The organism is Marisediminitalea oceani (assembly GCF_003731635.1).
Lineage (GTDB): Bacteria > Pseudomonadota > Gammaproteobacteria > Enterobacterales > Alteromonadaceae > Alteromonas > Alteromonas oceani.
The window spans coordinates 113,571-138,526 of the sequence record NZ_RCUA01000014.1 but is presented as its reverse complement, the minus strand read 5'-3'; the positions used below and the strand labels follow the sequence as shown (position 1 = coordinate 138,526).

Sequence of the window (24,956 nt, the reverse complement as noted above, 5' to 3'; positions counted from 1 at the left end):
ATTTCATAGCGAACTCTCCACAACACAGTTGTTTTTTAATGTTTATGTGTATTCCAAATGCGTATAGGGAGCCCACCATCAACACACGCCAGGCCCCCATTCACACAACGGTAACATTTGAATAACATTCACACTGTGTTATAAGTGGCCATTCTTAATGTGGAAAACGGACAACATAGATCAATTCAGCGTAGCCTCAGGTGGTAAAAAGATGATAAATAAGTCGTCAGATTGCGGTAAAGAAGTCCGCGTAAGTGCGCAAAAATTGCATTTTATTCAAAAGTCTCTGACGGAAATTGGCATTGAATCAGACCCCTTTTTAGAATCTCTTCTGGCAAAACTTAATCCAGCAGACGAACATAAACAAACAGTGGTGTTTCAGGATCTGTTAACGCTGTACACCAGGTTATCCAAAATCGACACCCCTGCTATCGGGCTCAGGATAGGCAGTCGCATATCCTGTGGTGATTATGGTTTGTATGGCTGCACCCTTTTATGTAAAAGGACTCTGGCGGACGCTCTGCTGTTCTCTATCAAATATCATACATTGGTTACCCGCACCACCCGCCTTTATCTTGAGCCCCCAAAAGACGGAAAGCGCATTTACGGGTGCTCAGATATTCTGTTTGCACCCGAGATAAAAAGCTTTAACCTGGAAATGCAAATTGCGATTAATTTGACACTAATTCGCGAAGTGCTCGGAACCCCGGATTTCTCTCCCGTAAGAGTAAGTTTTGAATTTAACAGACCGTCTTACTCTGAAAAACTTGAAGATTTTATTGGAAGTGAAGTGCTTTACGGGCAAGAGAATACATTTATTGAGTTATGCGAAGAAGATCTCACCAAATCCCCTTTAAAATCCAACCCTCTGGCAGTGCCGCTTTTATTACAAATGTGCGAGCAACATATACCCGACTTTGCTCACGAAGATGAAATCGTTGAGCGGGTGTATAACTGGGTATCGAAAAACATCCACAATGAGCTAAAAATAGATCGTATCGCGCAGGAATTGTTTGTTTCTGAGCGCACCTTAAGACGAAAACTCTCGGAGCAAGGCACTTCTTTCTCAACAATTTGCGCCACCGTAAAACAAAGTTTCGCCAAGCAATATATCCGTGAAACCCAACTCTCTTTTGATGATATTGCCGAATCTTTAGGGTTCAAGGATACCTCCAATTTCCGGCATGCTTTTAAGGACTGGACCGGCATGACGCCGACTGAATTCAGAAATAAAGGGTAACAACTCGGCGAGCAATTCAGATACAACAACTACGTCATCCCCGCGTGCTCTTGGCGGGGACCTCTTAGCATGATATTTCGGGAGTAATACAATTTAAGGAGGCCCCGGATAACACCTTCGGTGTTTCCGGGGTAAGAAATAGCCCAACCGGAGGTTGGGCTATTTCTTAGTATATGCTGCGATGATTACTATGGTTTGGCCGTTAACCTTGCCTTCGATATGCAATGGGTTGTTAGTCAGGCGAATATTTCGAACCGGGGTGCCACGCTTGGCTGTAAAGTTGGCGCCTTTAACGGTGAGATCTTTAATCAGGTGCACTGAGTCCCCCGCTTTGAGTACATCGCCATTGCTGTCCAGAGTAGGCTCTCTGTCATCAATTCCCGCTTTAGCCCACTCCAGCGTGTCATCGTCGAGGTACAACATATCGAGTAAATCCTGAGCCCAGGTTTCGCTTTCCAGCTGTTTTAACATTCGCCATGAAACCACCTGAACTGCCGGCACCTGAGACCACATAGCATCATTCAGACAGCGCCAGTGATTCACATCCACCTCATTCTCGTCGTTTAACTGCGGTAAACAGGTCGAACAAACTGCTATTGCGCAATTATCTGAGTCATTGGGTGATTCTGGCACCATATAAAGGCTCAGTCCTTCACTGTTGCCACATAACTCACATGCGTCATTTGCACGTTTAAATACTGCTTGTTCGTTTGCCATTGTCTCTGCCCGAAAGTAAAAAAACGCGAGTATAGCACAAGCCATGTATTTTATAATAAGCAATACACCTATTTAGCTTGAGCTATCCTTGTGCTCAACCCAAATCAATTTGGATGTATCAAACCCCAGCGCTTTTGCTTTGCCAAGTAAACTATCCAGGACTTCCTGAGGTAACTCCGGCGTTCGCGCCAGTATCCACAGATACGTTTTATCGGGGCCGGTCACCAGCGAATAGCGATAATTTTCCTTGTCGAGTTCAGCCACCACATAACTGGCATAAAAGGGACCGAAAAAAGACACTTTTAAATGCCCCGTCTGCTCATCCTCAACAAAATAGGCCTTACCCTCAGCCTCATTCCACTCGCCTTCCTCGGCGTTGTAGCCACGGTTAAGTACCCGAATACCACCGTCATCGCGCATAGAGTAGTTGGCCGTAATTTGCGAAAGGCCACGCTCGAAACTATGATCAAACCGGGCGATTTCGTACCAGGTTCCCAGATAGCGGTCGGCCTCAAAGCCCTGCACCGGTTTAACGCCTTCCGGCACCGACGTACACCCGAACACTAACCACACAGTGGAAAGGACCGTTAAAAAACGAAACATAATAATTCCTTGTAACCAAAACTGATGTCAGCCCTCAATACGAGCGTCAACTATGTTTGTATCACTTAAAGGTTTAAGATAGGGTGTTGCCAATATAAGAAAATAGAAAATCATTATGCTAAAAACACAATTTCCACATGCCTCCAAACTTATCTTCGGTTGTATGGGACTGGGCGGGAACTGGTCTCACCAACCCTACACCAAAGCCGATCTGAATCTGGCGACCCAGGCTGTTGAGCAAGCGTTATCATCGGGTATTACGGTGTTCGACCACGCCGATATTTATACCCATGGCAACGCCGAAAAGGTTTTTGCCGACGTGCTGAACAATCAGCCGGACTGGCGCGATAATATGATCATTCAGTCTAAATGCGGGATCCGCTTTGAAGACAATCAGGGGCCAAAGCGCTACGACTTTTCACCAGAGTGGATCTCAGCTTCGGTGGAAGGCATTCTGAGCAGACTCAATATAGAACATCTTGATGTGTTATTGCTACACCGCCCGGATCCACTGGCCGATTTACCCGAGGTGGCCGAGTGCCTCACACGATTACATCAGGAAGGTAAATTTGGCTACCTGGGCGTGTCTAATATGCACTGGTATCAGATTGATGCACTTAATAAGCTGTTGCCATTTCCGGTGATTGCTAATCAGCTGGAAATGAGTCTCGGTTACCGTGACTGGGTAGAAGAAGGGATCTGCACCAATAGCCCGCATAATAGCCAGAACGGTTATACACCGGGCACGCTGGAATATTGTCAGCAACAGGGCGTGCAGTTACAGGCCTGGGCACCATTGGCACAGGGCAAGTATTCTGGCAATGGCGATGCAGACTGCCCCACCAGCAAACTGGTAAGTGAATTAGCCAGCAGTTATGGCGTGAGCAGAGAAGCGATTGTGTTGGGCTGGCTAATGCGCCACCCGGCCGGTATCCAACCGGTCATTGGTACCACTAATCCGCAGCGTATAGCGGCCTGCGCAGAAGCAGAAACACTAACCCTATCCCGTGAACACTGGTATCAGCTGTTCGAATCTGCCCGCGGTCAGGAAGTGCCATAATATGTTTAACGCTATACACCACGTAGCCATTATCTGTAACGATTACCCAACATCCAAGGCGTTTTATCAACAGGTGCTGGGGTTTCAGGTAGTGGCTGAGAATTACCGGGCTGAGCGCGATTCTTATAAATGTGACCTGGCGTTAGCCGATGGCACACAGATTGAGCTGTTCTCTTTTCCCGGTGCGCCAACCAGACCCAGTCGGCCGGAAGCCCAGGGGCTTCGACACCTGGCGTTTAAAGTCTCGGATATCGATGCTGCTATCAAACATCTGGCCGGCCATCAGGTTGAATGTGAACCGGTCAGGGTAGATCCTTACACCCAGCGCCGCTTCACTTTCTTTAACGATCCTGATGGCTTACCACTGGAGCTCTACGAAATTTAGCTGTCCAGTAACGCCAATGCACCAAACAGCCCGGAGCGCGTCTCCAGGCCTGGTAAACAAATGATGTCTTCCAGGCTTATCCCTTCGGGCATAACAATATAGTCATTCAGTTTGCCACGGGCAGCCGCAATCACTTTTTCAACCAGGCCATGTTTTTGCATCACGCCGCCGCCCAGGATGATTTTTTCAGCACTTAACGTCACCATCAGGTTATGGCACATATCTCCCAATACTTCACTGAGACCATCCCAGCCCGGATGATCATCGGCAAACGTGTCAGAAGGCTGCGACCATATTTTGCCCAGCGCGGTACCCGAAGCTAACCCTTCAACACAGTTTTGATGAAAGGGGCACACACCCTGAATGCCAGCAGGAGGCTGCACCAGCATGTGACCAATTTCCGGATGCACCAGTCCGTGCAAGGGTTTGCCGTTGATTACCACGCCGCCGCCCACACCGGTGCCTACTGTAACATATACCGCCACGTTGGTATCCTGAGCAGCGCCCCAGCGATATTCGCCCAGCGCCGCACCGTTAACATCGGTATCAATGGTCACTTCACACGCCAGTTGAGCAGCAAGGTGACCAGCTAAATTGGTATGACTCCAGTCTGGCTTGGGTGTTTTTGTTATGTAACCATAGGTGGCCGACGCAGGATTCAGATCCAGGGGGCCAAAACTGGCAATCCCCATCTGAGTAAAAGCATGGCCCGCGTCACGCTGCTGCTGAAAAAACGCCACCGTTTTAGCTAAGGTCTCTTCGGGGGTTGTGGTTGGAATGCGAATTTCCGCCATGATATCGCGCCCGGGAGTCACTACTGCACAGTTAAATTTGGTACCGCCGGCTTCAATCACCGCGTAATAAGGATCAGTTAACGCCATCTGCTATTGCCTCAAAGTTCTGCAAGCGTTGTTCAATAAACCCACAGTATTGCTGCGGATTATCATGACATCGTTTCGGTTGAATTTATATCCGTTGAGTTTGCTGCGTGTTAAGTATCAGGCCAAAGATTGTGCCTGCACAACCAGAAGCCGACAATTAACAAAAATAACACAAACACAAAAACTTAATCTTTTAACTTAAATTAAGAAATTAGTAATCAAATAAAGCCCTTACCAGTAAGCCATGACTTTCGATAGATATTTACTTGTAAATTTCTTGCTAAATTAACTTAATCGTTTAAGATTAAAGCTAGCAAAGCTTAGTTTTGCTGTAAACAAATTTGTGAAACTTTTGTAAAACCACCTGAAGCAAGTCAGTTGGCTGGAGAATACTGATGAATTACGCGGCGTCGAGTGAACAATGCCTGAGCAGAATACTGGCAGGGTTAGACTTATCGTTTTTGTCACAGCGCGATCTCAAGCTTTTCACCAATCGTCTTAACAGCCACTTTCACGAATTGTTCACACGTTATGTGGATGTCTACGGACATCAGTTCGACTGTTATTATCATTTGTCACAGTTGGTGCTGTCGCTGGCCATGGGGCTTAAAAACCGTAAAGCCGATCTCAAACGCCTGGATAAGGCCAGAAGCCACGATGACAAGCTGTGGCACCAGCAAGAGAACCAGGTAGGTATGGCTTGCTATGTGGATCTGATGGGCCCTACCCTCACCGAATTGCAGGCTAAGATCCCTTATTTTAAGTCACTCGGGCTTACTTATCTGCACCTTATGCCGCTTTATGCCTCGCCGGAAGGTGACAGCGACGGCGGTTATGCCGTGTCTGACTATCGTAAAGTCAACCCGGTACTGGGCAATATGAAAGAGCTCGAGGCGCTGTCTAAAGCGTTACGGGATGCCGGTATTAATCTGGTCCTGGATTTTGTATTTAACCACACCTCCGACGAACACCGCTGGGCAAAAGCCGCCCTGACAGGCGACGAAAATTACCAGAACTATTACTACCTGTTTGATGACCGCACTATCCCCGACCAGTATGAGCAGAGTCTGCGTGAGATATTTCCGCAAGTTCGCCGTGGCAGCTTTACCTGGAACGAGACAATGCAAAAGTGGGTCTGGACGACCTTCAACAGTTTTCAGTGGGATCTTAACTACAGCAACCCGGCAGTATTTAACGCCATTACCGAAGAAATGTTGTTTCTGGCAAACATTGGTTGCGCAGCATTACGCCTGGATGCGCTGGCTTTCATCTGGAAGCAGATGGGCACCAACTGCGAAAACCAGCCAAATGCACACAAACTGATCCAGGCGTTTAACTGCTGCCTGCAAATCACAGCACCGGCGGTGGTGTTTAAGTCAGAAGCCATTGTTCACCCCGACGAAGTGCTTAAATATATTCGTCAGGATGAATGCCAGCTTTCCTATAATCCACTGTTAATGGCCCTTATCTGGAACAGCCTGGCTACGCGCAAGACGCGCCTGCTCACCAGTTCAATGCAAAAGAGCTTTGCTATTGAACAGGATTGCAGCTGGGTAAACTATGTACGCTGCCATGATGATATCGGCTGGACTTTTGATGACGCTGTGGCCCACCAACTGGGCATTAACCCCTACGATCATCGCTTTTTCCTGAATCAGTTCTTTACCGGTCGCTTCGAGGGCTCATTTGCCAACGGCGTGCCGTTTGCAGAAAATCCGTCAAACGGTGATTGCCGGGTGTGTGGATCACTGGCATCGTTATGCGGCCTGGAAGGGGCGTTACAGGCCAATGATCAACAGGCAATCGACACCGCTATGCGTCGCATCATGCTGGTTCACGGGGTAATTATGAGCATCGGCGGCATACCTTTGCTTTATTCCGGTGATGAAATGGGTTTACTTAATGACTACAGTTATCGTGACGATCCGGCCAAAGCTCACGATGATCGCTGGGTAAACAGAATTGCCGTCACCTCAGCACACATCGACGATATTGAAGCTGCGCCAACAGCCACTGACTCACTCGAGCGAAAAACCCAAAAAGCGATTTTTGCCGGAATCAAACAGCTGATTAATTTGCGCAAAGAACATGCTGTGTTTGGTAAGGCCCGCACCCATATTTTACAAACTGCCAACCAGCATTGCTTTGTATACTGCCGGGTAGCAGATGATGGGCAAAAACTGTTGGCTCTGTGTAACTTTAGTGAGCACCCACAAACTCTTCAGAGCAACGTTCTCGATGTGTTTGATGGTAAACCCGCAACAGACTTACTTAGCAACAACCCCATCGATAAGGCCTCAGACATACACTTAGCGCCTTACCAACAATACTGGTTACTCAGCTAACCAGAACATAAAAAGGGAGGCCTGATAACAGAATAAAGTAAATTTCATGCCTCCTTTTCTGTTACATTCCGCCGCGAATTGATCCAACCAGCCGTTTACACAGTAAAAATCACCAATTAAGTTCCCGATCCGCCGGTGACATTTCACAGAGCTGCTATACTTTGCATTGTGAAGCTGCGTTTCACATAAATATGCTCATTACTGAGATAATGGGGCGTCGGGTATCACTTATATACCCAGGTACAGTAAGAAGCAGGGCAGCCAGATTTTGGTTGTTAGAGAAGGAATCACTGTTTCGGTAAAACAAGGAGCAAACGGAAAATGCTAAGCCAGGCTTATTTGGAATATCGCTGTCCTCGCTGTGGTTATATTAATGCCATAGCCAGAGAAACCGTTTTAGACATGTATAAGGAACAGTCCGATGCGTGTCAGCACTGTCAGCAAAAGCTCGAAATTATTGCTGCCAACGGGATCAATGATCAAATTAACCTTATCGTTTCAGAACAGGAAGACGGCGCGAAATAACCATCAAAAAACAAAAAAGGGGATGCTGTTTCAGCATCCCCTTTTTGCTTTAAACTTTTTCTTTAAGTGGCTAGCCGCCAAAAAACTCCCGGCGCAGTTGTGGGTCGGCAAGAAATTGGCCGCCCAGTGCCGATGTTTTGGTGTAAGAAAGACTATCGCGTATGCCTCTGGCCTTTACACAATAATGCGTAGCGTTAATGACTACCGCCACGTCTTCGGTACCGGTCAGAGCCTGTAAGGCCACCAGCACTTGTTGAGTCAGACGTTCCTGCACCTGAGGGCGCTGGGCAAAGAAACCTACCAGACGATTAATTTTAGACAAACCAATCACAGTGTCTTTTGGAATGTAGGCTACCGTGGCAGTCCCATCGATAGTGACAAAGTGGTGTTCACAGGTACTGGTAAGGCTGATATCACTTATCTGAACCGGCTGACCCACCTGCATCTTGTTTTCGATCTGGGTGATCTTGGGAAACTTACGATAATCCAGGCCGGAGAATATTTCATCAACATACATTTTAGCGATACGCTCTGGCGTCTCTGACAGGCTGTCATCAGACAAATCAAGGCCGAGCGTTTCCATCACGTCGCGCATGGCGTTCTCTATCCGCTGGCGCTTTGCCTCGTCGCTCAGACCATTTTCTAACATAGGTGTTTCCAGGCCTTTTTCTACCAGTGTTTCATGCACCAGCAACGCCTCTTTGGAAATGCCCAGTTTTACCGCATCGCGCACAACTACAGCTTCTTTTGCTAACATTCACTCATTCCGTAACAACGACTAACCCTGCTTATACTAACCAGACCGCAGATTAGGATTAAAATAACCTGTTAATTTGTTATTAAAACGATCTGCAATCCGTGTAAAGTCGTAATTAGTACCAAAATTATCGGAGGTATTTTTTTGTCTTTACCTATACTCATCACCGGTGGAAGTCAGCGTCTCGGACTAGCGATTGCGCAGGATCTGCTGGCCAACGACCAACCGGTTATCATCACATACCGACGACACAAGCCGTCTGTTGACGAACTGAAAAATGCCGGTGCAATTGTGTTGGAGGCGGATTTTAGCACTCAGGCGGGTATTTCGCGAGCAATAGAAGAAATAAAACGCACTGCGCCAAAGTTACGCGGCATAATCCACAACGCGTCTGACTGGGTGCCGGAAAATCCCGAAACCGCACCCGGCGATTTGATGCATGACATGATGATGGTACATGCCAATGCACCTTATCAACTAAACCTTGCCCTGAGAGACGCGTTGCATTCTGAAAACGGTACGCTGGCAGACATCATCCACATGACAGACTATGTGCAGGACACCGGCAGCGAAAACCATATTGCTTATGCAGCGAGCAAAGCTGCGCTGCATAATCTTACTCTGTCGTTTGCCCGGGTTTATGCGCCGTACGTAAAGGTCAATAGCATTGCGCCGTCACTGGTGATGTTTAACGACGACGACACTCAGGAATATCGCGAGAAGGCCCTCAACAAAAACCTGTTGGGTCTTGTTCCCGGCGCGCAGGAAGCAGTTAAAGCGGTGAACTATCTGCTCACCGCTGAATATGTCACCGGTCAGACCCTGCATTTAAATGGCGGCAGAAACTTAAAATAGCCAACATCCTGCGCCTAAGTTGTTGGCCCACAAGGGCCGACAGCGTATACTTGCCCCGTTAAGTACTTAATCAGGAAACACTGTGACCACCTCACTTATCCCAGAATGGAAAGCCAGCGAAGCGGTTATTCTGGCCTGGCCTCATCAGGACACTGACTGGGCGCCGTGGCTGGAAGATGCTCGTCAAACTTATCTGTCTATCATCCGCATTGTCAACGCCAATCAAGCCGGTGTTCTATTGTTGTGCCGCGAAGAAGATATGGACGATGTGGAAAGCCGACTGGCAGCCGATGCCCGGGTGATGCTAATTAAAGCTGATTACAATGATACCTGGGCACGGGATTTTGCATTTTTAAGCTGCGGCAATCCAGAAGCCCCCTACCCGGTAGAGTTTACCTTTAATGGCTGGGGCAATAAGTTTGACGCCAGCAAGGATAATCTGGTCAATCAGCGTTATCTGGCACCACTTTGCCGCGAAAAACTGCGTACGTCAGCGATTGTAGCTGAAGGTGGTGCGTTAGAAATTGACGAAAGCGGTCACCTGCTATCCACCGCATCCTGCCTCTATAACCCTGCCCGAAACGGCGATATGAGCGGCGATGCGTACCGGGAGGAATTTACCGCTTATCTGGGCTGTGCGCAGCTGTCGATATTTGCCCACGGGCACCTCGAAGGCGACGATACCGATGGTCATATTGACACACTGGTGCGTTTCACGCCCACCAGCGGCCTGGTGATCCAGGCGGCCGCAAATCGCCCGGAAGACAGCCATTATCAGGGCTTATCTGCGCTGGTACAGGAATGCGCTGAAGCTTTACCTGATCATACCCGCTATTTACTGCCCTTACCGGCCATGTTTAACGACGATGGCGACAGATTGCCGGCATCTTATGCGAATTACCTTATCTGTAATCATACCGTTTTATTACCGGTTTACGGCCAGCCTGAAGACAGTGAGGCAGTAGCGGTGATGCAACAGGCTTTTCCGCATCACGAAATAGTGCCGGTTAATTGTGCTACGCTGGTTCAACAGTTTGGCAGCCTGCATTGCATTTCCATGCAGGTCCCCTGTAACACCTTAAAAACCGATGTCATTCACCAATTAAACTCAGGAGTGACCCGTTATGTCTGAGCGCACCTTAAAGGTTGGGCTGGTACAACAGTCTGTCGCCGACAACGATAAAGCCACCAACTGGAATAAAAGCGCGGCCAAAATTGCCGAGCTGGCTGAACAAGGCGCCGAGCTGATTTTACTGCAAGAGCTGCACAGCACATTGTACTTCTGCCAGAACGAAGATACCGACGCCTTTGATTTGGCCGAACCGATTCCCGGCCCGGCGACCGACTTTTTTGGCGAAATCGCTGAACAGCACAATATCGTGCTGGTGACCTCATTGTTTGAAAAACGCGGCTCCGGGCTCTATCACAACACTGCGGTAGTGTTCGACCGCAGTCGCGAGATTGCCGGAAAGTATCGCAAAATGCACATTCCGGATGATCCGGGTTTTTATGAGAAGTTTTATTTTACCCCAGGCGATATGGGTTTTGAGCCGATTAAAACCAGTGTGGGTAAACTGGGCGTGTTGGTATGCTGGGACCAGTGGTACCCGGAAGCCGCGCGCCTGATGGCCATGGCCGGTGCTGAAATTCTGTTTTATCCCACCGCCATCGGTTGGGACATGACCGATAGTGAAGATGAGCGTAAGCGCCAGCACGATGCCTGGCACACCATTCAGCGTGCCCATGCCGTAGCCAATTCGGTGCCGGTGATCGTGGCTAACCGCACCGGTTTTGAAACATCGCCAACCGAAGGCGATCCGGGTATTCAGTTCTGGGGACAGAGCTTTGTTGCCGGTCCACAGGGTGAGATCCTTGCCCAGGCGAGCAGTGATAAGGAAGAAACCTTACTGGTGGATCTGGATATGACCCGCACTGAACAGGTTAAGCGAATCTGGCCTTACTTCCGCGACCGCCGCATCGACGCCTACGATGATCTGGTAAAACGCTGGCGCGATTAGCCTAGCTACCAGCAGGCAGCGCAATAACGCGCTGCTCACACAATACATAGCACTGGCGCTGCGGTTTAGGCGCCAGTGCCGTTAGTACCTCATCCTCTATATTCAACCCACCGGTATACTGACCGAGTGCCGGCATCAGCATCAGGGTATCAGTGGTCACCAGGCTTTTGCCGCTAAAACGCCGCTTGCCTGAAGCAAACCCGGCTTTAGGGTGGAAGTGACCGACAATCTGCAAGCCATTGTTATGCTGTGGAATATGCCGGCAATGAATCAGGCTGCCCTGCTGAGTGCGGAGTGGATAACTCTCGGCCCGCAGCCCACCCAGCGCTTCAGGCACCTGGGGATCATGGTTCCCTTCCAGCCAAATCCACTCTTTCACACTCAGCACTAACGCCTTAAGTTGGGCGACATCATCGGCTAAAAAGCGATCAAATGCGTGAATATCATGGAAGCTATCACCCAGACAGAGCACGCGCTCAGGTTTGTAACATGCCAGCAGGGTCGCAATGCTCTTCAGCGTTGCCCTGGAGTCGTAACGAGGCACCGGCGAAGCATATTGCGAAAGGTAACTGCCTTTTTCAAAATGCAGGTCGGCCAGTAGCAGACAGTCCTGTTCCGGCCAGTACAGCGCCGCTCGGCTATCGAGTAGCCATAAGCTACCGCCAAACCGGACAGGGAATACCTGTCTGGTTTCGGTTAACTGTTGTAACTGAGGAGTTGAAAGCATGTTTAGCCGTCACCTGACAGCAACGCTCTGACCTCATCAAGCATGGATTCGGCTTCGGCATAGAGTGCAGCCTGATCAAGCAGCGCCTGCTCGCCAGCGCCTTTAACCTGTTCACTGCGTACATCCAGCACAATGGGGATCGCCATGGGTGACACCTTGGGTAAATCAATAAACTGGGTTTTCCCGACAAATCGTATCAAAGTATCTGCTAGTCGCCGGAGATCGAGCAACTCACGCTCGGCATCTTCGCGGGCTACCTTGAGCAGAATATGATCGGGCTCGTATTCACGCAGCGTATCGTAAATTAAATCGGTGGAAAAGGTCACCTGCTTCATGGTTTTGCGTGTACTGTGATAGCGCTGTTCGGTAAGCCCGCTGACAATAGCCACCTGGCGGAATGAGCGTTTAAGCATAGGCGCGTTAAGCATCCAGTCTTCCAGTTCATCGCCGAGAATATCCGGCTGGAATAACGTAGCGATATGACTTTCATCCAGCGGCTTGAGCGCACATACCGACAACCCGTAATCTGTTACACTGAAACTTAGTGGCTTAAGGCCAAGCTTTTCCATCCGCCGGGTCAGCAACATGCCCAGCGTCTGATTAGCCTTGCGGCCCTCAAAGGTGTAATACAGTGAATAAAACGCGCGGCGGTAAGGAAACTGTTCGATAAGCACCTTATCCCGGGCCGGAATTTGCGAGAAAGCCTGTTGCAGGCTAAGCCACTCACGCACCTGCCCGGGTAACGCCTGCCACTGAGCGCGCTCATTTAATAACGCCCGTACCCCATCGGCCAGATAGGTTGAAAGCGGTAACTGACCACCCACATAACTTGGAATTTTCGGCTCTTTGCCTTTATCTGGCCTGGCATGTAACTGCATATCCCGTATGGCCTCAAAGCGCAGCATTTCACCGGCAAACAAAAACGTATCGCCCGGCGTAAGCTGCTGCGCAAAGTACTCTTCCACCTCGCCGATAATCTTGCCCTGATTACCGCGCCGGATCCGCTTCACTTTAAGCTTCCCCGCTTCCACAATGGTGCCGATATTCTGCCGATGACGCTGGACCACCCGCTGACTGGCCGGTTTAAAGGTACCGTCTGGTTGCTGGGTTAATCGCTGATAGCGTTCATACCCTTGCAGTGCATAACCACCATCCACACTGAATTGCCACAATTGATTGAACTCATCGGCTGCCAGCCCCTGATAAGGTGAAGCATTGAGAATTTGTTGATACAGAGCTTCAGGCGTCACCGCACCGGAGCAGGCACAGTTAATGATAAACTGCGGGATAATATCCATAGCGCCGGGCTGCACCAAAGCACCGTCACGCGCGCCCTGATTAATCGCCTCAATGGCGGCCTGACACTCCAGCGCCTCAAAGCGGTTAGCCGGCACCAGCAAGGCTTCACTGGCTTCCTCAAACCGGTGATTAGCCCGCCCGATACGTTGTAGCAGGCGACTAACCCCTTTTGGGGCGCCAACCTGAATAACCAAATCCACATCCCCCCAGTCTATGCCCAGTTCAAGGGCGGACGTGGTTACGATAGCCCGAAGCTTTCCGGAGGCCATCATTTCTTCGGTTTTACGGCGCTGCTCCTTACTCAGCGAACCATGGTAGAGGGCGATAGGCAGTACCTGGGCGTTCTCTGACCATAACAACTGAAACAACAATTCAGCCTGTGCACGTGTGTTCACAAACACCAGGGTAGTCGCGGCATTGGCGATAGCCTGATAAATATCCCCAATGGCGTATTTGGCCATAAAGCCGCCGAAGGGCATGCGCTGCTCTGAGCGTAAAATGTTGATGGCTGGTTTGGCAGTATCTTCAACCTCAAGCAGCGCGGCAGGTTCTCCGGTAGGCCCCAACCAGTCGGCCACCAGCTTCGGTTTAGCTACCGTCGCCGACAAACCGATGCGCTTGAAACCGGGTGCCAGCGATTCCAGCCGGGCCAGGGCAAGGGTAGTGAAATCGCCGCGTTTGTTGCCAATCAGGCTGTGAACTTCGTCGATAATAACAGTTTTTAGCTTGCCAAATATTTTCGGTGCATCAGTATAAGAGAGCATCAGCATTAACGATTCAGGGGTCGTAAGCAGAATATGCGGGGGACGCTTACGCTGGCGCTGACGTTTGTGCGACGGCGTATCACCGGTGCGTGTCTCCACCGTAATTGGCAGCTCCATTTCTTCTATGGGGCGCAACAAATTACGATGAATATCCTGGGTTAATGCTTTTAAAGGCGAAATGTATAGCGTATGCAGATATTCTGCGGTTTCATGCTGTAAGTCTACCAGTGACGGCAGAAACCCTGACAAGGTTTTACCGGCGCCGGTAGGGGCTATCAGCAGCGTCGACTGCTCCGTTTCCCCACGGTTAAGCATGTCCTGTTGATAGGCTCGCAATGACCAGCCCTGACGGGTAAACCATGCGGTAAATTCGGCGGGTAACGGCAAACTCAAAAGCAGCAACAAATCCAATTAGTTATGTGTTAAGAGTATACGTGTCCTGACACAAAGCGGTTTAATACCCTTCGCAACATTCGCTATACTGCCGGTTCATTTTGTTAATGTGTTCATCTGAATGAATTTATTTACCGCACGACGTTGCTTACTTATTGGCCTTGCCGGACTCATCACTGCCTGCAGTGAGGGGCCATTACCGACCATCGGCCGGACCCATGGTGATGTGCCCATGAGCCGATTAATTACTTTTGACAGCCAGCAAAAATGCTATCGTTTTTTAGAAAATGTGTCTTTTGAAGCCCCGTTTGCCGACGGTATGGCCTATCAGCAATTCACCTGCCTGAATACAGGGAAAAAAATCGGCCGTAAAACCATCGACGAAGTGGCTGAATTGCATGTTTCATTGACCTCTGACGGCGAATATTACATCGTTAAAGGCGGCTATTGAGCTTTTCTGACTAACACCGCGTAAAAGAAGCCAAATGGCTAATTTAACGGAGTGTTTTTGCAAGCAGACAAGTGGCTACAACCACGGGATAACGGCCTTTATTGCGTTGCCGCTGATTGTTACATCGATCCTACCGCACCGGTAAATCGCGCCCTCATCACCCATGGGCACGCCGACCATGCTATTAGCGGGCATCACAGCGTAGTGGCTACAGCGCCTACCATTGCTATTATGCGTACCCGTTACGGTGAGGATATGGCGCAAACCGTTGAGGCGCTCGACTACGGCCACACTATTGAGTTGGGCGATCCGGACGATCCGGTCAGCTGCACGTTTTACCCCGCCGGGCATATCCTCGGCTCCGCCCAAATTCTGCTAAGTTACCGCGGCACCCGGGTGGTGATTTCCGGCGATTATAAACGCCAGCCGGATCCCACATGCCCGCCCTTTACCGCCATAGACTGCGATGTTTTTATTACCGAGGCGACCTTCGCCCTGCCGGTGTTTAAGCACCCGCCTATTGAGCAGGAGTGTAAAAAACTGCTGCAATCACTTGCTCTGTTTCCTGAACGCTGCCATCTGGTAGGCGTTTATGCGCTGGGAAAATGCCAACGGATGATCCTTGGCCTGCGGGCCCTGGGCTACAACCAGCCAATTTATCTGCACGGCGCCCAACGCAGGCTTTGTGATTTATATGAAGAACACGGCATCAGACTCGGTCAGCTAATTGACGTGGCGGATGTTGCCGATAAGTCGGAGCTGGCCGGTGAGATAGTGCTGGCGCCACCGTCTGCCCTAAGCGATCGCTGGTCGCGGTCGTTACCTGAAGTACGCAAAGCCATGGCATCCGGCTGGATGCAAATCCGTGCCCGGGCCCATCAGCGTCAGGTCGAGCTCCCTCTGATAGTGTCTGACCACTGTGACTGGCAGGCATTGCTGGATACCATCGACGAAGTCAGTCCGGGAGAAGTGTGGATTACCCATGGGCGAGAGGACGCTTTGCTGCATCAGCTCACTACTAAGGGTGTAAAAGCCCGGGCATTGTCGCTGATTGGCTATGACGAGGATGCCACAGACTAATGGAAGCTTTTTCGCAACTCCTTCAGCAGCTGTATTTTACCAGCAGTAATAATGAGAAAAGCAGACTGCTCCGCCATTACCTGGCGCACACGGCAGACCCAGATCGCGGCTGGGCGATTGCGGCACTGGCCGGCACCTTAAAGTTTGAGTTTTTTAAACGCAATGCGGTAAAAAATCTTATGCTGGAGCGGGTAGACCCCGACCTCTTCGCCATGAGTTATGACTATGTAGGTGAAATGAGTGAAACGGTAGCTCATTTGTGGCCCGACGCGACCACCAGCATTGAGTTACCCGGGCTGGCAGAACTCATCGACCAGTTTCGCCAGGCTAATCGCGAACAGGTAAAAGCACTGCTGCTGCATTACCTATCCGGTATAACGGCCGAGCAGCGCTGGTCGTTGCTTAAGCTGGGCACCCGGGGTCTTAGGGTTGGTTTGTCGGCGCGGAGTGTTAAACGTATCCTCGCTGAGTACGGCGATGTACCGGTTAGTGAAATTGAAACCCTATGGCACGCGCTTAAGCCCCCTTACCGCGAATTATTTGACTGGCTGGAAGGCCGTGCAGAGAAACCCGATATTTCCGGCGCAGTCACCTTCCATCCGGTTATGCTGTCGCACCCGCTACCTGACGATAAAGCCACGCAACTATCCGTTGAAGACTGGCTGGTTGAATACAAGTACGACGGTATACGCGTCCAACTGGTAATCACTGAGCAGGGCAAAGCCCTTTACAGCCGCACCGGTGACGACATCAGTGAGTCTTTTCCCGACGTCCTGGCAGGCATCGAAGAACCCGGCGTTATTGACGGTGAACTGCTGGTAATAAACGACGGTAAAATTGAATATTTCAATGCTCTACAACAACGGCTTAATCGCAAGAAACCGACAAAGAAGCTCATCGCCGAACGCCCCGCCGGTATAGTGGTTTACGACCTGCTCACAGATAACGATGAGGACATTACGTCCTTACCACTGATTAAAAGACGTCAGCGACTCGAACACTGGCTCTCCCGGGCCTCAGCCAACCACCTGCTAATATCGCCTTTACTGTCAGTAGATAGCAATGCCCAGCTTCAGCAAACTTATGCCGACGCAGCAGAAGATGCCGGTGTTGAAGGCCTGATGCTGAAACGTAAAGACAGCAGTTATCAGCCAGGCCGCCCGAGCGGTCAGTGGTATAAGTGGAAGCGTGAGGCTCTGCATCTTGATGCCGTGGTCATGTACGCCCAACGCGGGCATGGTAAACGCTCCAGTTTTTATTCTGACTTTACCTTTGGGGTATGGCAGGACGACACCTTGTTACCCATCGGCAAAGCCTACTCGGGCTTTACTGACGAAGAACTGAAAAAACTGGATAACTGGGTGCGGCGCAATGCAATGGGCCGGTTTGGACCGGTCCGGGAAGTAAAAAAGGAATTAGTAGTGGAAGTCGCCTTTGATGCCATCCATCCGTCCACCCGACATAAATCCGGTGTAGCCCTGCGCTTTCCTCGCTTTCACCGCATCCGCTGGGACAAACCCGCTAGCGAAGCCGACACCCTGGCCAATGCCAGAGCACTCATTATTGAGTAATCTGAGTGGCACTTTCGGGTATTTTTGCTAGCTTGAATTAATGACAATTTATTTACTCTTCGCACAGGCAATGCAAGATGCAGGACTCAACCCGACAAAATGGCTTTGAAACGGTTTTTCAAAACTCCAAAGACGGACTGGCCATTTTCAAACAGGGAGCCTTTGTTGACTGTAATCCATCCATGCTGCAGATGGTTGGTCTGACCCGCAAAGAAGAACTTATAGGCAAAACTCCGTTCGATTTTTCCCCGCCGCAGCAACCAGACGGGCGGGATTCAGAAGAGAAAGGCCTCGAATATATTAATCACTGTCTTGACCAAGGCAGTGTGCGATTTGAGTGGGTACACCAAACCATTGATGCCCAGCCTTTCTGGGCAGAAGTCCTGATCACCAAGATGGTGGTCGAAGGTGAGGTGGTTATTCATACCAACTGGCGCGATATCTCTGAAAAGAAGGAGCTCGAGTTCAAGCTCGCCGAATAAAAAGAGAGCTTTGAGATCTTATTTAATGATTCGGTGGACGGATTATGCCTGTTGGAGGACGAGCTTTATACCGATTGCAACAAAGCTTTCTTGAGCCTGTTCGGTTTTACCTGCAAAGAGCAGGTCATAGGCCTCCACCCTGCCGATATTTCCTCAGCTATTCAGGCCGATGGTAAACCGCTCAGCGAGTCTGTACCAGCCCGGCTCAAAGAAGCTGAGGATAACGAAAGCGTCAGATTCGAATGGAAGCACAAGCGGGTAGACGGTTCGGAGTTCTGGGCTGAAGTTCTGATCACTACTACCTTATTGAACGGTAAAAAGGTTCGTTACATCAGTACCCGGGATATTTCTGAGAAGAAAGAACTGGAAATCAAGCTTTCGCAACAAAAAGAAAGCTTCGAGACCCTGTTTAATGAATCCGTTGACGGCCTTTGCTGGCTCGAGGGCGACCGTTATATCGACTGCAACAAAGCGTTCCTGACGCTGTTTGGCTTTCAATCCAAGGAGGAAGTGGTGGGTCTTACTCCCATGGACATTTCAGCCGAGTTTCAGGAACAGGGTGTGCCTTCCAAAATCCTGGTCCCTGAACGCCTTGGCGCAACCGATAGCCAGGAAAGCGTCCGCTTTGAATGGAAACATAAAAAAGTTGATGGGACTGAGTTCTGGGCAGAAATTATTCTGAGCCGAATTATGCTCAATGGCAAAAAAGTACGCTATGCCATTACCCGTGATATTTCGGAGAAGAAAGAACTGGCCATGAAGTTACAGGAGCGTAATCACGATCTGAATGCCTCTAATACCGAACTGGAAAACATGCTGGTGAGCTTAAAAGAAGCTCAGGACAAACTTATTGAGTCGGAAAAAATGGCCAGCCTGGGCTCTTTAGTCGCCGGCGTGGCCCACGAAATTAATACTCCGGTGGGCGTAGGGCTGATGGGGATTACTCAGTTTAAGGAAGACATCGACGCCATTACCAAACGCTATAATAACCGCAAACTCACACCCACCGACTTTGAAGCTTTTCTCACCGACGCTAATGAAATTTGTGAACTGGTAAAAACTAACCTTGACCGAACCGCGCAACTGGTTAAAGGCTTTAAGCAAATAGCCGTCGATCAGACCAGCGAGGAAGACAGAGAAGTCAACCTGTCTCACTATGTATCAGAAGTGATTGCCAGTTTAAATTCGGTGCTGAAAAAATCCCAGGCCGCCGTCACGCTGACCTGCCCCGACAACATTGTGGTTGTTCTTAACCCGGGGCTGCTCTATCAGGTGTTGAGTAACCTGATAATGATTTCAATTAATCACGGCTTTAAAGACACTCCGGCAGGACAGATCCTGATAGTCATTGAAGATAGCGGCAACACACAATTTTCGCTTAACTACCGTGATAATGGCAGAAGCATTAGCGCCGAGCATCTGCCACAGATATTTAATCCGTTTTTTACCACTAACCGGGCAAACGGAGGTACCGGCTTAGGTTTAAATGTCACTTACAATATTATTACCAGCGCGCTGGGTGGCAGCATAGAATGCCGCAGCGACATTGGCGAAGGAGTTGAATTTCTGCTGACTTTTAAGGTTAAACAGCGCCGGGCATCTGCTGCGCGTTAGCTTTTCCCTGCAACCAGGCCAGGTAGCTACAGGGACTACTTGCCAATGACGTTACGCGGTGGCGCTTGGCCGTTCACTCACCAGCTTATACCAGCGCTGCAGGTTTTTCTGTTCTTCGCCAATTCGAATCTTCACCACCCGGGCAAAGTCGATAGCACATAACGCGATAATATCAGCGATGGAGAAGCTCTCTCCGGCAATGTAGGTAGAGTCTGCCAGCTGTTTATCCAGCACATCAAGAAACTTTACTGCGTCTTTTCCCGCTACCACGCCATAATCGCCAACGGGCGTCATACGGTCGCTGAAGTACCCGGTGGTATGCTGAAAGCAGTGCACCACAGGCAACATCAGACATAAATCGACCCGCCGCTGCCACATGGCAATAATGCCTTTTTCAATGGCACTTTCGCCACATAGAGGCGGATTTGGAAAGGCCGCCTCAATATAGGCGCAGATTGCGTCGCTTTCGCTGATACAGGTGCCATCATCGAGCTCGAGTATAGGCAACTTACCCATAGGATTTTTGTTTAGCATTTCCTGGGAGAGGTTTTCGCCGCCCTTAAGGTCTACCTGTATGTACTCGGCACTAACGCCCTTTTCAGCCAGAAACATTCTGACCCGGCGCGGGTTGGGTGCCGTTTGCGTATCGTAGATTTTCATCGCGATCTCCTGTTCAGTGAAGAACAATCAGACTAATGGATTTGGTGACCAAATCAACTCACAATTGTGTAGGTTAAGATGAATGATTGGAGAGTAAACCCTGCTTCACGGGCAAACCATGCCCGTAAAACCGGTGAAGAGTGGATTACTGAACGGTTAACAGCGTTGAATTGCCGGTCCAGTAAAGGAGGATTAACTGCATCGCGTCGGTCAGACTCAAATAGTCGCAGGGTTTGGTCATATAAGTGTTACAGCCTAAATCGTAACAGTCTTTTACGTCCACATCGGTATCTGACGTCGAGAACATTATTACCGGAATATGTTTCAAATCGGTATTTTCCCGGATCGCAGATAGCACCTCGCGGCCGCCCATTCTTGGCATATTCAGATCAAGAATAATGAACGACGGCAGCGAACCGGTAGTGGTTAACTGCTCCATCAAATCCACGCCATCCACGGCGGTCTTGATCTGGGTTTGCATTAAATTACTGTCGATTAAGGCATCGGTGATCAGCTCGCGATCATCCTCATCGTCATCAACGATGTAGATGAAATTTAGCTCACTGATCTTCTTTTGATTAATTTCTAATCTGTTCATAGCTCATACATTATAACATCTTATCTCAACAACCTCACTGACGTCTTACTTCACCGGTAGTTGCATGTAAAAAACACTACCTTCGTTCTCACGGCCTTCGGCCCAGATACTTCCATTGTGTTTTTCTACAATTTTTCTACAAATTGCGAGGCCCATTCCGGTTCCTTCAAACTCACTTTTGCCATGCAGGCGTTCAAATAAGTTAAAAATTCTTGTGGCATACTGATTGTCAAAGCCAATACCATTGTCTTTGAATGCCAGGGTAATATGGTCCTCCGTTCGGTCCATCACCGTAATTTCGATGACCGGGTGTCGCTCTGGTGCAACAAATTTAAGGGAATTCTGCAGTAAATTCTGGAAAACCCGCATTATATGCCCTTTATCAGCAAGAATAACACCAATATTGTCGACCCTGATATCCGCCTGCTTATCATTCACCAGGAGTGAGATATCGTCGAGCACCGTTTGAATGGCACTGTTAGCGTTAATGGAACGGAATTTCATGGCGTCACTGCTCAGCCGTGAAAAACTCAGGGTATTTTTAATCAACGTCTGCATTCGCTCGGCAGACGCCCGCATTCTTATCAGATAAGACTGGTTCTTTTCTGAGAAAGTGTCGCCAGAACGCTGGATCCGGTCACCAAAGGTTTGAATTTTTCGCAACGGTTCTTGTAAATCATGGGAAGCGATAAACGCAAAGCGCTCCAACTCACGGTTGGACGTCTCCGCATTCTCCAGTGCCTCAAGCAGATGCAACTCGGCAGTTTTGCGCTGCTTGATTTCCAGATTTAACTCGGCAGTTCGATGGGTTACCAGCTCTTCGAGCATATTGTTCATCTGCTGCACTTTCTCAGATTCAATAATCATCTTACTTTGAATCATACTGCGCAGCTTTAATGCACCTTCCCGCTCGGCTTCCTGCCAGGGCGCAGATTTCTTATAAACGTTTTGTTTCCAGAGCTCAAATGAACTTCTCGGCATTAACCGGTGACTGCCATCATCGGTAAACTCAATGACCTTCTCCGGTTTGCCGCCCCAGTTCTTCGCCTGAATAATTTCTTTGCGAAACCACAGTATATACGAACTGTTATCCGCCGAGAGCGACACCATCATAACGCCACTGGCTATATCGGCAAGTTCAGCAAATTGTGGATTGTCGATGCCAAGCTGGTGCGTAAAGTAGGCCTCTTCTTGCTCGCTTATTTGTTTAGCCAGCCACTGGTGTAAGTGCTTTATTATATTCTGTTCAGGCACTTCCCCAGCACTTTGTAGCGAGCCATCAAGGCACCATACCGCGCCACTGGCGTCCACCAGCGCGAGCAGCTGTTCGGCTTTTATCCTCAGTGCATTCTGATATTCCTGCTCCTCGGCCATAGCCGCTGAGATCTGGCCAAGCATAGCCAGCTGCCGGGCATTTCGTTGGGTATCTTCTTCCTGAATTTTGACTGAGATCAGCTGTGACAGCATGACAGAGATGTACTGGGCGATTTCACGCACCTCAAAAGGCACGAACTTACTCGAATAATGGTGACAGGCGATAAGCCCCCATAACCTACCATTAATAATGATACTAATGGACATTGAGGCTTTGACGCCCATATTACGCAAATACTGTATATGGATCGGTGACACGCTGCGCAGCGAGCAATAACTTAAATCCACGTGGGGTTGAGCCGGGTACAAGCGGGACACTTCGGCCTCTACATCACACAACAGCCTGATAGGGTTTTTGATGTATAGCTCGCGGGCTTGTTTGGGAATATCCGACTCAGGAAAATGCTGCTTTAAAAACGCATTAAGGTGAGGCTCTTTGGCCTCGGCAATCACCTCACCATTATATTCATGATCAAACTGGTACAGCATCACCCGGTCAAAGCCAGAGAACCGCTTAACCTCTTCCACTACGGTCTGGTAAATCAGGTCGAGTTTATGCACACCCATTAACGACTGAACGGAGTTCTTCAGCATTTTAAGCACCGACTCATAGGCTTTATCACTCACCTTACTGTCCGGCTCCAGCGCAATCAGTATCTGCGAACCATTATAGGTGGCGATAGCGGTCATCTTGCGAAGACTGGCGTCAGCATGCTTAACTTGCACCGATGTGGGATTAAAAAGCTGTAATTTCTCGCTTTGCCAGTGATTGTTGATGATAGCGCAGTAGTCTGCATCGACAACGTCAGCCAGGCTTTTGCCAATGCAGTCTGACAACCCTGCGCCGCACAACCCGGTGACATTCTCACTAACACAACTCAGCGTCATGGTGGCCGGATCAACAACCAGCAAATAACCATGGGACTGTATCGAACCAGGGATATGAATTGGCTCTTTGTGGCAGTTATCCAGCGTTACTTCAAAGTTATCAGTCAACCTGAACTCCTTTCATCAACGCATACATATTTGAAAATGACAGGTTGGCGCCGTTAATGATCTGCTTTTCACAGCCAGGATTTGCGGCCGCAAACTGCTGCAGGGATAATTGAAATTCCCGCCACATGGCCGGTGTTTTCGGCCCGTAACTGTGGAAAAAGCGCAACCCTGAGCGCCCTTTAAAATAGGGCTGATGACGTAATCTGTCGAGGATATGTCCGCCGCCTAGGGTGGCGCCCTCAAACACGTATAAAAAGCCCCATGCCTGGGCCTCGTTTTCTGGCAACTCAAGTGCTTCACTTGCATAAGATCCGTGGTCAGAAACACTCTGTCCGCAGTCTTTTTTCAGGTACCTGATATCGCTATCGAGCCAGCTAAGTTTGCAGCGCTCTTGCAACATGGCTGCGGTACTGTGAAATTGCCCGAGCCTGGCTTCAACCAGCTCGTAATACCAACGATGCATTGTAAGCATGTGTTGATAGGCCTGCAGATCCAGCGGTGTTGCAAACAGCAGGTCGCTCATCACTGCTTCGATCTGGCAATGTGCGTCGCGGGTTTCCCGCCGCAACCGTGTCGCGATGTCGGGTTTTGCTACCTTGCAAGCTGTTACATTATCCGTCATGGTTTACCCTGGTTGGAAAAGCTGTTATCGAAACAGTCCGGTCACCTCAATCAATATACTCGCCCCCTGTCTTTGTCAACAGAATCCTTGAATTACTATTAAGAATCAATAAGATTAGCATCACAGGCCGCCGGCCATTGGCATGCCTGCCCGGCCACCGGCCAAAAGTTTAGCGCCGGTAAACCTGAATATAATTTACCGCCAGCGAGTATGATAACCGCCAGACACCGGTAATAGGGTTCAGCTTCATGCCGGTTTCGTTAACCAGTTTAAAGTGTTCGGGGGCTACCCAGCCAGCCAGTTCTTCGGGTTTCACAAACATTTTCCAGTCGTGTGTGCCTATCGGCAGATAGCGCATAACGTACTCTGCACCCAGGATAGCAATGATCCACGACTTTACGGTGCGGTTCAACGTAGCAAGTACCAGACTGCCCGACGGTTTTACCAGCCTGGCACAGTCGTTTATCAGCGCAGCCTGATCCGGTACATGCTCTACCACCTCAGCATTAATGACCACATCGAATCGTTCATCCTCGGCCAGAAGCTGGCCCGCCAGACAATGCCGGTAGTCCACTAAAAGTCCGGATTGCTGTGCATGGCGGCGGGCCACTTCGATACTCATGGCACTGGCATCCACACCCGTCACTATTGCGCCCCGTTTGGCCAGCGCCTCACTGATAAGACCGCCACCGCAACCAACGTCGAGAATGCGCAGCCCTTCCAGACAATCTGGTGATGATGGATCGCGCCCGTGACAGCTCGCAAGTTGGGCAATCATATATTCGGTCCGCGCCGCGTTAAATGCCAGGGCGGTTTTGTATTTCCCGTTGGGATCCCACCATTCCTGGGCCAACGCATTAAAGCGGGCGATTTCTTGTTCCGAAACGTTATCATTGCTAACGCTACCTGTGACTTTGCTTTTATCCAGCATGGCGATAC

Annotated in this window: 24 protein-coding genes; 13 read left to right on the top strand and 11 right to left on the bottom strand. The window is 49.6% G+C overall.

Features of this window, described 5'->3' with window-relative positions; genetic code table 11:
• Nucleotides 1-157 precede the first annotated feature (157 nt).
• Complete coding sequence (locus tag D9T21_RS04835; RefSeq protein WP_123323974.1) at nt 158-1,240, top strand: AraC family transcriptional regulator; 1,083 nt, start codon at nt 158-160, stop codon at nt 1,238-1,240.
• Between the two features lie 159 nt (nt 1,241-1,399).
• Here the strand turns inward: D9T21_RS04835 and D9T21_RS04830 are convergent, their stop codons facing one another.
• Complete coding sequence (locus tag D9T21_RS04830) at nt 1,400-1,957, bottom strand: PhnA domain-containing protein (RefSeq protein WP_123323973.1); 558 nt, start codon at nt 1,955-1,957, stop codon at nt 1,400-1,402.
• A 72-nt stretch (nt 1,958-2,029) separates the two neighbouring features.
• Nucleotides 2,030-2,560, bottom strand: a complete 531-nt coding sequence (locus tag D9T21_RS04825; RefSeq protein ID WP_123323972.1) for a lipocalin family protein — start codon at nt 2,558-2,560, stop codon at nt 2,030-2,032.
• 115 nt (nt 2,561-2,675) lie between these two features.
• Between D9T21_RS04825 and D9T21_RS04820 the strand changes: the two genes are divergently transcribed.
• Both D9T21_RS04820 and gloA2 read left to right on the top strand, forming a co-directional pair.
• On the top strand, nt 2,676-3,620 hold the full coding sequence (locus D9T21_RS04820) for an aldo/keto reductase (protein WP_123323971.1): 945 nt from the start codon (nt 2,676-2,678) through the stop codon (nt 3,618-3,620).
• 1 nt (nt 3,621) lies between these two features.
• Nucleotides 3,622-4,005 (top strand): SMU1112c/YaeR family gloxylase I-like metalloprotein, encoded by a 384-nt coding sequence (gloA2, locus tag D9T21_RS04815; protein ID WP_123323970.1) that lies wholly within the window; start codon nt 3,622-3,624, stop codon nt 4,003-4,005.
• Here the strand turns inward: gloA2 and D9T21_RS04810 are convergent.
• Nucleotides 4,002-4,886, bottom strand: coding sequence for an ROK family protein (locus D9T21_RS04810; RefSeq protein WP_123323969.1), 885 nt, complete (start codon nt 4,884-4,886; stop codon nt 4,002-4,004). The genes gloA2 and D9T21_RS04810 overlap by 4 nt on opposite strands.
• Nucleotides 4,887-5,281: 395 nt before the next feature.
• Between D9T21_RS04810 and D9T21_RS04805 the strand changes: the two genes are divergently transcribed.
• Nucleotides 5,282-7,231, top strand: a complete 1,950-nt coding sequence (locus D9T21_RS04805; protein WP_123323968.1) for an alpha-amylase family protein — start codon at nt 5,282-5,284, stop codon at nt 7,229-7,231.
• A 321-nt stretch (nt 7,232-7,552) separates the two neighbouring features.
• Nucleotides 7,553-7,756 (top strand): hypothetical protein, encoded by a 204-nt coding sequence (locus D9T21_RS04800; RefSeq protein WP_105934587.1) that lies wholly within the window; start codon nt 7,553-7,555, stop codon nt 7,754-7,756.
• A gap of 70 nt (nt 7,757-7,826) precedes the next feature.
• On the opposite strand, the gene folE is transcribed toward D9T21_RS04800, so the two are convergent.
• Nucleotides 7,827-8,513: a GTP cyclohydrolase I FolE gene (folE, locus tag D9T21_RS04795; RefSeq protein ID WP_123323967.1), complete on the bottom strand. Its 687-nt coding sequence runs from the start codon at nt 8,511-8,513 to the stop codon at nt 7,827-7,829.
• A gap of 144 nt (nt 8,514-8,657) precedes the next feature.
• Between folE and folM the strand changes: the two genes are divergently transcribed.
• The 3 genes from folM to D9T21_RS04780 all read left to right on the top strand — a co-directional run bounded on the left by folM (nt 8,658) and on the right by D9T21_RS04780 (nt 11,386).
• The gene (gene folM, locus D9T21_RS04790; RefSeq protein WP_123323966.1) at nt 8,658-9,368 is read left to right on the top strand and encodes a dihydromonapterin reductase; all 711 of its coding nucleotides are present in this window, start codon (nt 8,658-8,660) and stop codon (nt 9,366-9,368) included.
• Nucleotides 9,369-9,450: 82 nt separating this feature from the next.
• Nucleotides 9,451-10,500, top strand: a complete 1,050-nt coding sequence (locus tag D9T21_RS04785; RefSeq protein ID WP_123323965.1) for an agmatine deiminase family protein — start codon at nt 9,451-9,453, stop codon at nt 10,498-10,500.
• Complete coding sequence (locus D9T21_RS04780; protein ID WP_123323964.1) at nt 10,493-11,386, top strand: carbon-nitrogen hydrolase; 894 nt, start codon at nt 10,493-10,495, stop codon at nt 11,384-11,386. The genes D9T21_RS04785 and D9T21_RS04780 overlap by 8 nt, the downstream gene beginning before the upstream one ends.
• Nucleotide 11,387: 1 nt before the next feature.
• Here D9T21_RS04780 and pdeM read toward each other — a convergent pair whose 3' ends face one another.
• Nucleotides 11,388-12,113 carry a ligase-associated DNA damage response endonuclease PdeM gene (gene pdeM, locus D9T21_RS04775; RefSeq protein WP_123323963.1) on the bottom strand — a complete coding sequence of 242 codons (726 nt, stop codon included), beginning with the start codon at nt 12,111-12,113 and terminating at the stop codon, nt 11,388-11,390.
• A gap of 2 nt (nt 12,114-12,115) precedes the next feature.
• Nucleotides 12,116-14,569 carry a ligase-associated DNA damage response DEXH box helicase gene (locus D9T21_RS04770; RefSeq protein WP_241155626.1) on the bottom strand — a complete coding sequence of 818 codons (2,454 nt, stop codon included), beginning with the start codon at nt 14,567-14,569 and terminating at the stop codon, nt 12,116-12,118.
• 121 nt (nt 14,570-14,690) lie between these two features.
• Between D9T21_RS04770 and D9T21_RS04765 the strand changes: the two genes are divergently transcribed.
• The 5 genes from D9T21_RS04765 to D9T21_RS04745 all read left to right on the top strand — a co-directional run bounded on the left by D9T21_RS04765 (nt 14,691) and on the right by D9T21_RS04745 (nt 19,767).
• The gene (locus tag D9T21_RS04765; protein ID WP_123323962.1) at nt 14,691-15,020 is read left to right on the top strand and encodes a hypothetical protein; all 330 of its coding nucleotides are present in this window, start codon (nt 14,691-14,693) and stop codon (nt 15,018-15,020) included.
• A 57-nt stretch (nt 15,021-15,077) separates the two neighbouring features.
• Nucleotides 15,078-16,100, top strand: coding sequence for a ligase-associated DNA damage response exonuclease (locus tag D9T21_RS04760; protein ID WP_123323961.1), 1,023 nt, complete (start codon nt 15,078-15,080; stop codon nt 16,098-16,100).
• Nucleotides 16,100-17,671 (top strand): cisplatin damage response ATP-dependent DNA ligase, encoded by a 1,572-nt coding sequence (locus D9T21_RS04755; RefSeq protein WP_123323960.1) that lies wholly within the window; start codon nt 16,100-16,102, stop codon nt 17,669-17,671. Before D9T21_RS04760 ends, D9T21_RS04755 begins: the two co-directional genes overlap by 1 nt.
• A gap of 77 nt (nt 17,672-17,748) precedes the next feature.
• Nucleotides 17,749-18,153, top strand: coding sequence for a PAS domain-containing protein (locus D9T21_RS04750; protein WP_123323959.1), 405 nt, complete (start codon nt 17,749-17,751; stop codon nt 18,151-18,153).
• 15 nt (nt 18,154-18,168) lie between these two features.
• Nucleotides 18,169-19,767, top strand: coding sequence for a PAS domain-containing sensor histidine kinase (locus D9T21_RS04745; RefSeq protein WP_277423850.1), 1,599 nt, complete (start codon nt 18,169-18,171; stop codon nt 19,765-19,767).
• 51 nt (nt 19,768-19,818) lie between these two features.
• Here D9T21_RS04745 and D9T21_RS04740 read toward each other — a convergent pair whose 3' ends face one another.
• The 5 genes from D9T21_RS04740 to ubiG form a co-directional block, all read right to left on the bottom strand.
• Nucleotides 19,819-20,427 carry a glutathione S-transferase family protein gene (locus tag D9T21_RS04740; RefSeq protein WP_123323957.1) on the bottom strand — a complete coding sequence of 203 codons (609 nt, stop codon included), beginning with the start codon at nt 20,425-20,427 and terminating at the stop codon, nt 19,819-19,821.
• Nucleotides 20,428-20,572: 145 nt separating this feature from the next.
• Nucleotides 20,573-21,025 (bottom strand): response regulator, encoded by a 453-nt coding sequence (locus D9T21_RS04735; RefSeq protein ID WP_123323956.1) that lies wholly within the window; start codon nt 21,023-21,025, stop codon nt 20,573-20,575.
• A gap of 45 nt (nt 21,026-21,070) precedes the next feature.
• Nucleotides 21,071-23,395: an ATP-binding protein gene (locus tag D9T21_RS04730; RefSeq protein WP_123323955.1), complete on the bottom strand. Its 2,325-nt coding sequence runs from the start codon at nt 23,393-23,395 to the stop codon at nt 21,071-21,073.
• A complete protein-coding gene (locus D9T21_RS04725) occupies nt 23,388-24,017 on the bottom strand; it encodes a biliverdin-producing heme oxygenase (protein ID WP_123323954.1) in 630 nt (209 codons plus the stop codon). The genes D9T21_RS04730 and D9T21_RS04725 overlap by 8 nt, the downstream gene beginning before the upstream one ends.
• Nucleotides 24,018-24,186: 169 nt before the next feature.
• Nucleotides 24,187-24,948, bottom strand: coding sequence for a bifunctional 2-polyprenyl-6-hydroxyphenol methylase/3-demethylubiquinol 3-O-methyltransferase UbiG (gene ubiG, locus D9T21_RS04720; RefSeq protein ID WP_123323953.1), 762 nt, complete (start codon nt 24,946-24,948; stop codon nt 24,187-24,189).
• Nucleotides 24,949-24,956: the final 8 nt, after the last annotated feature.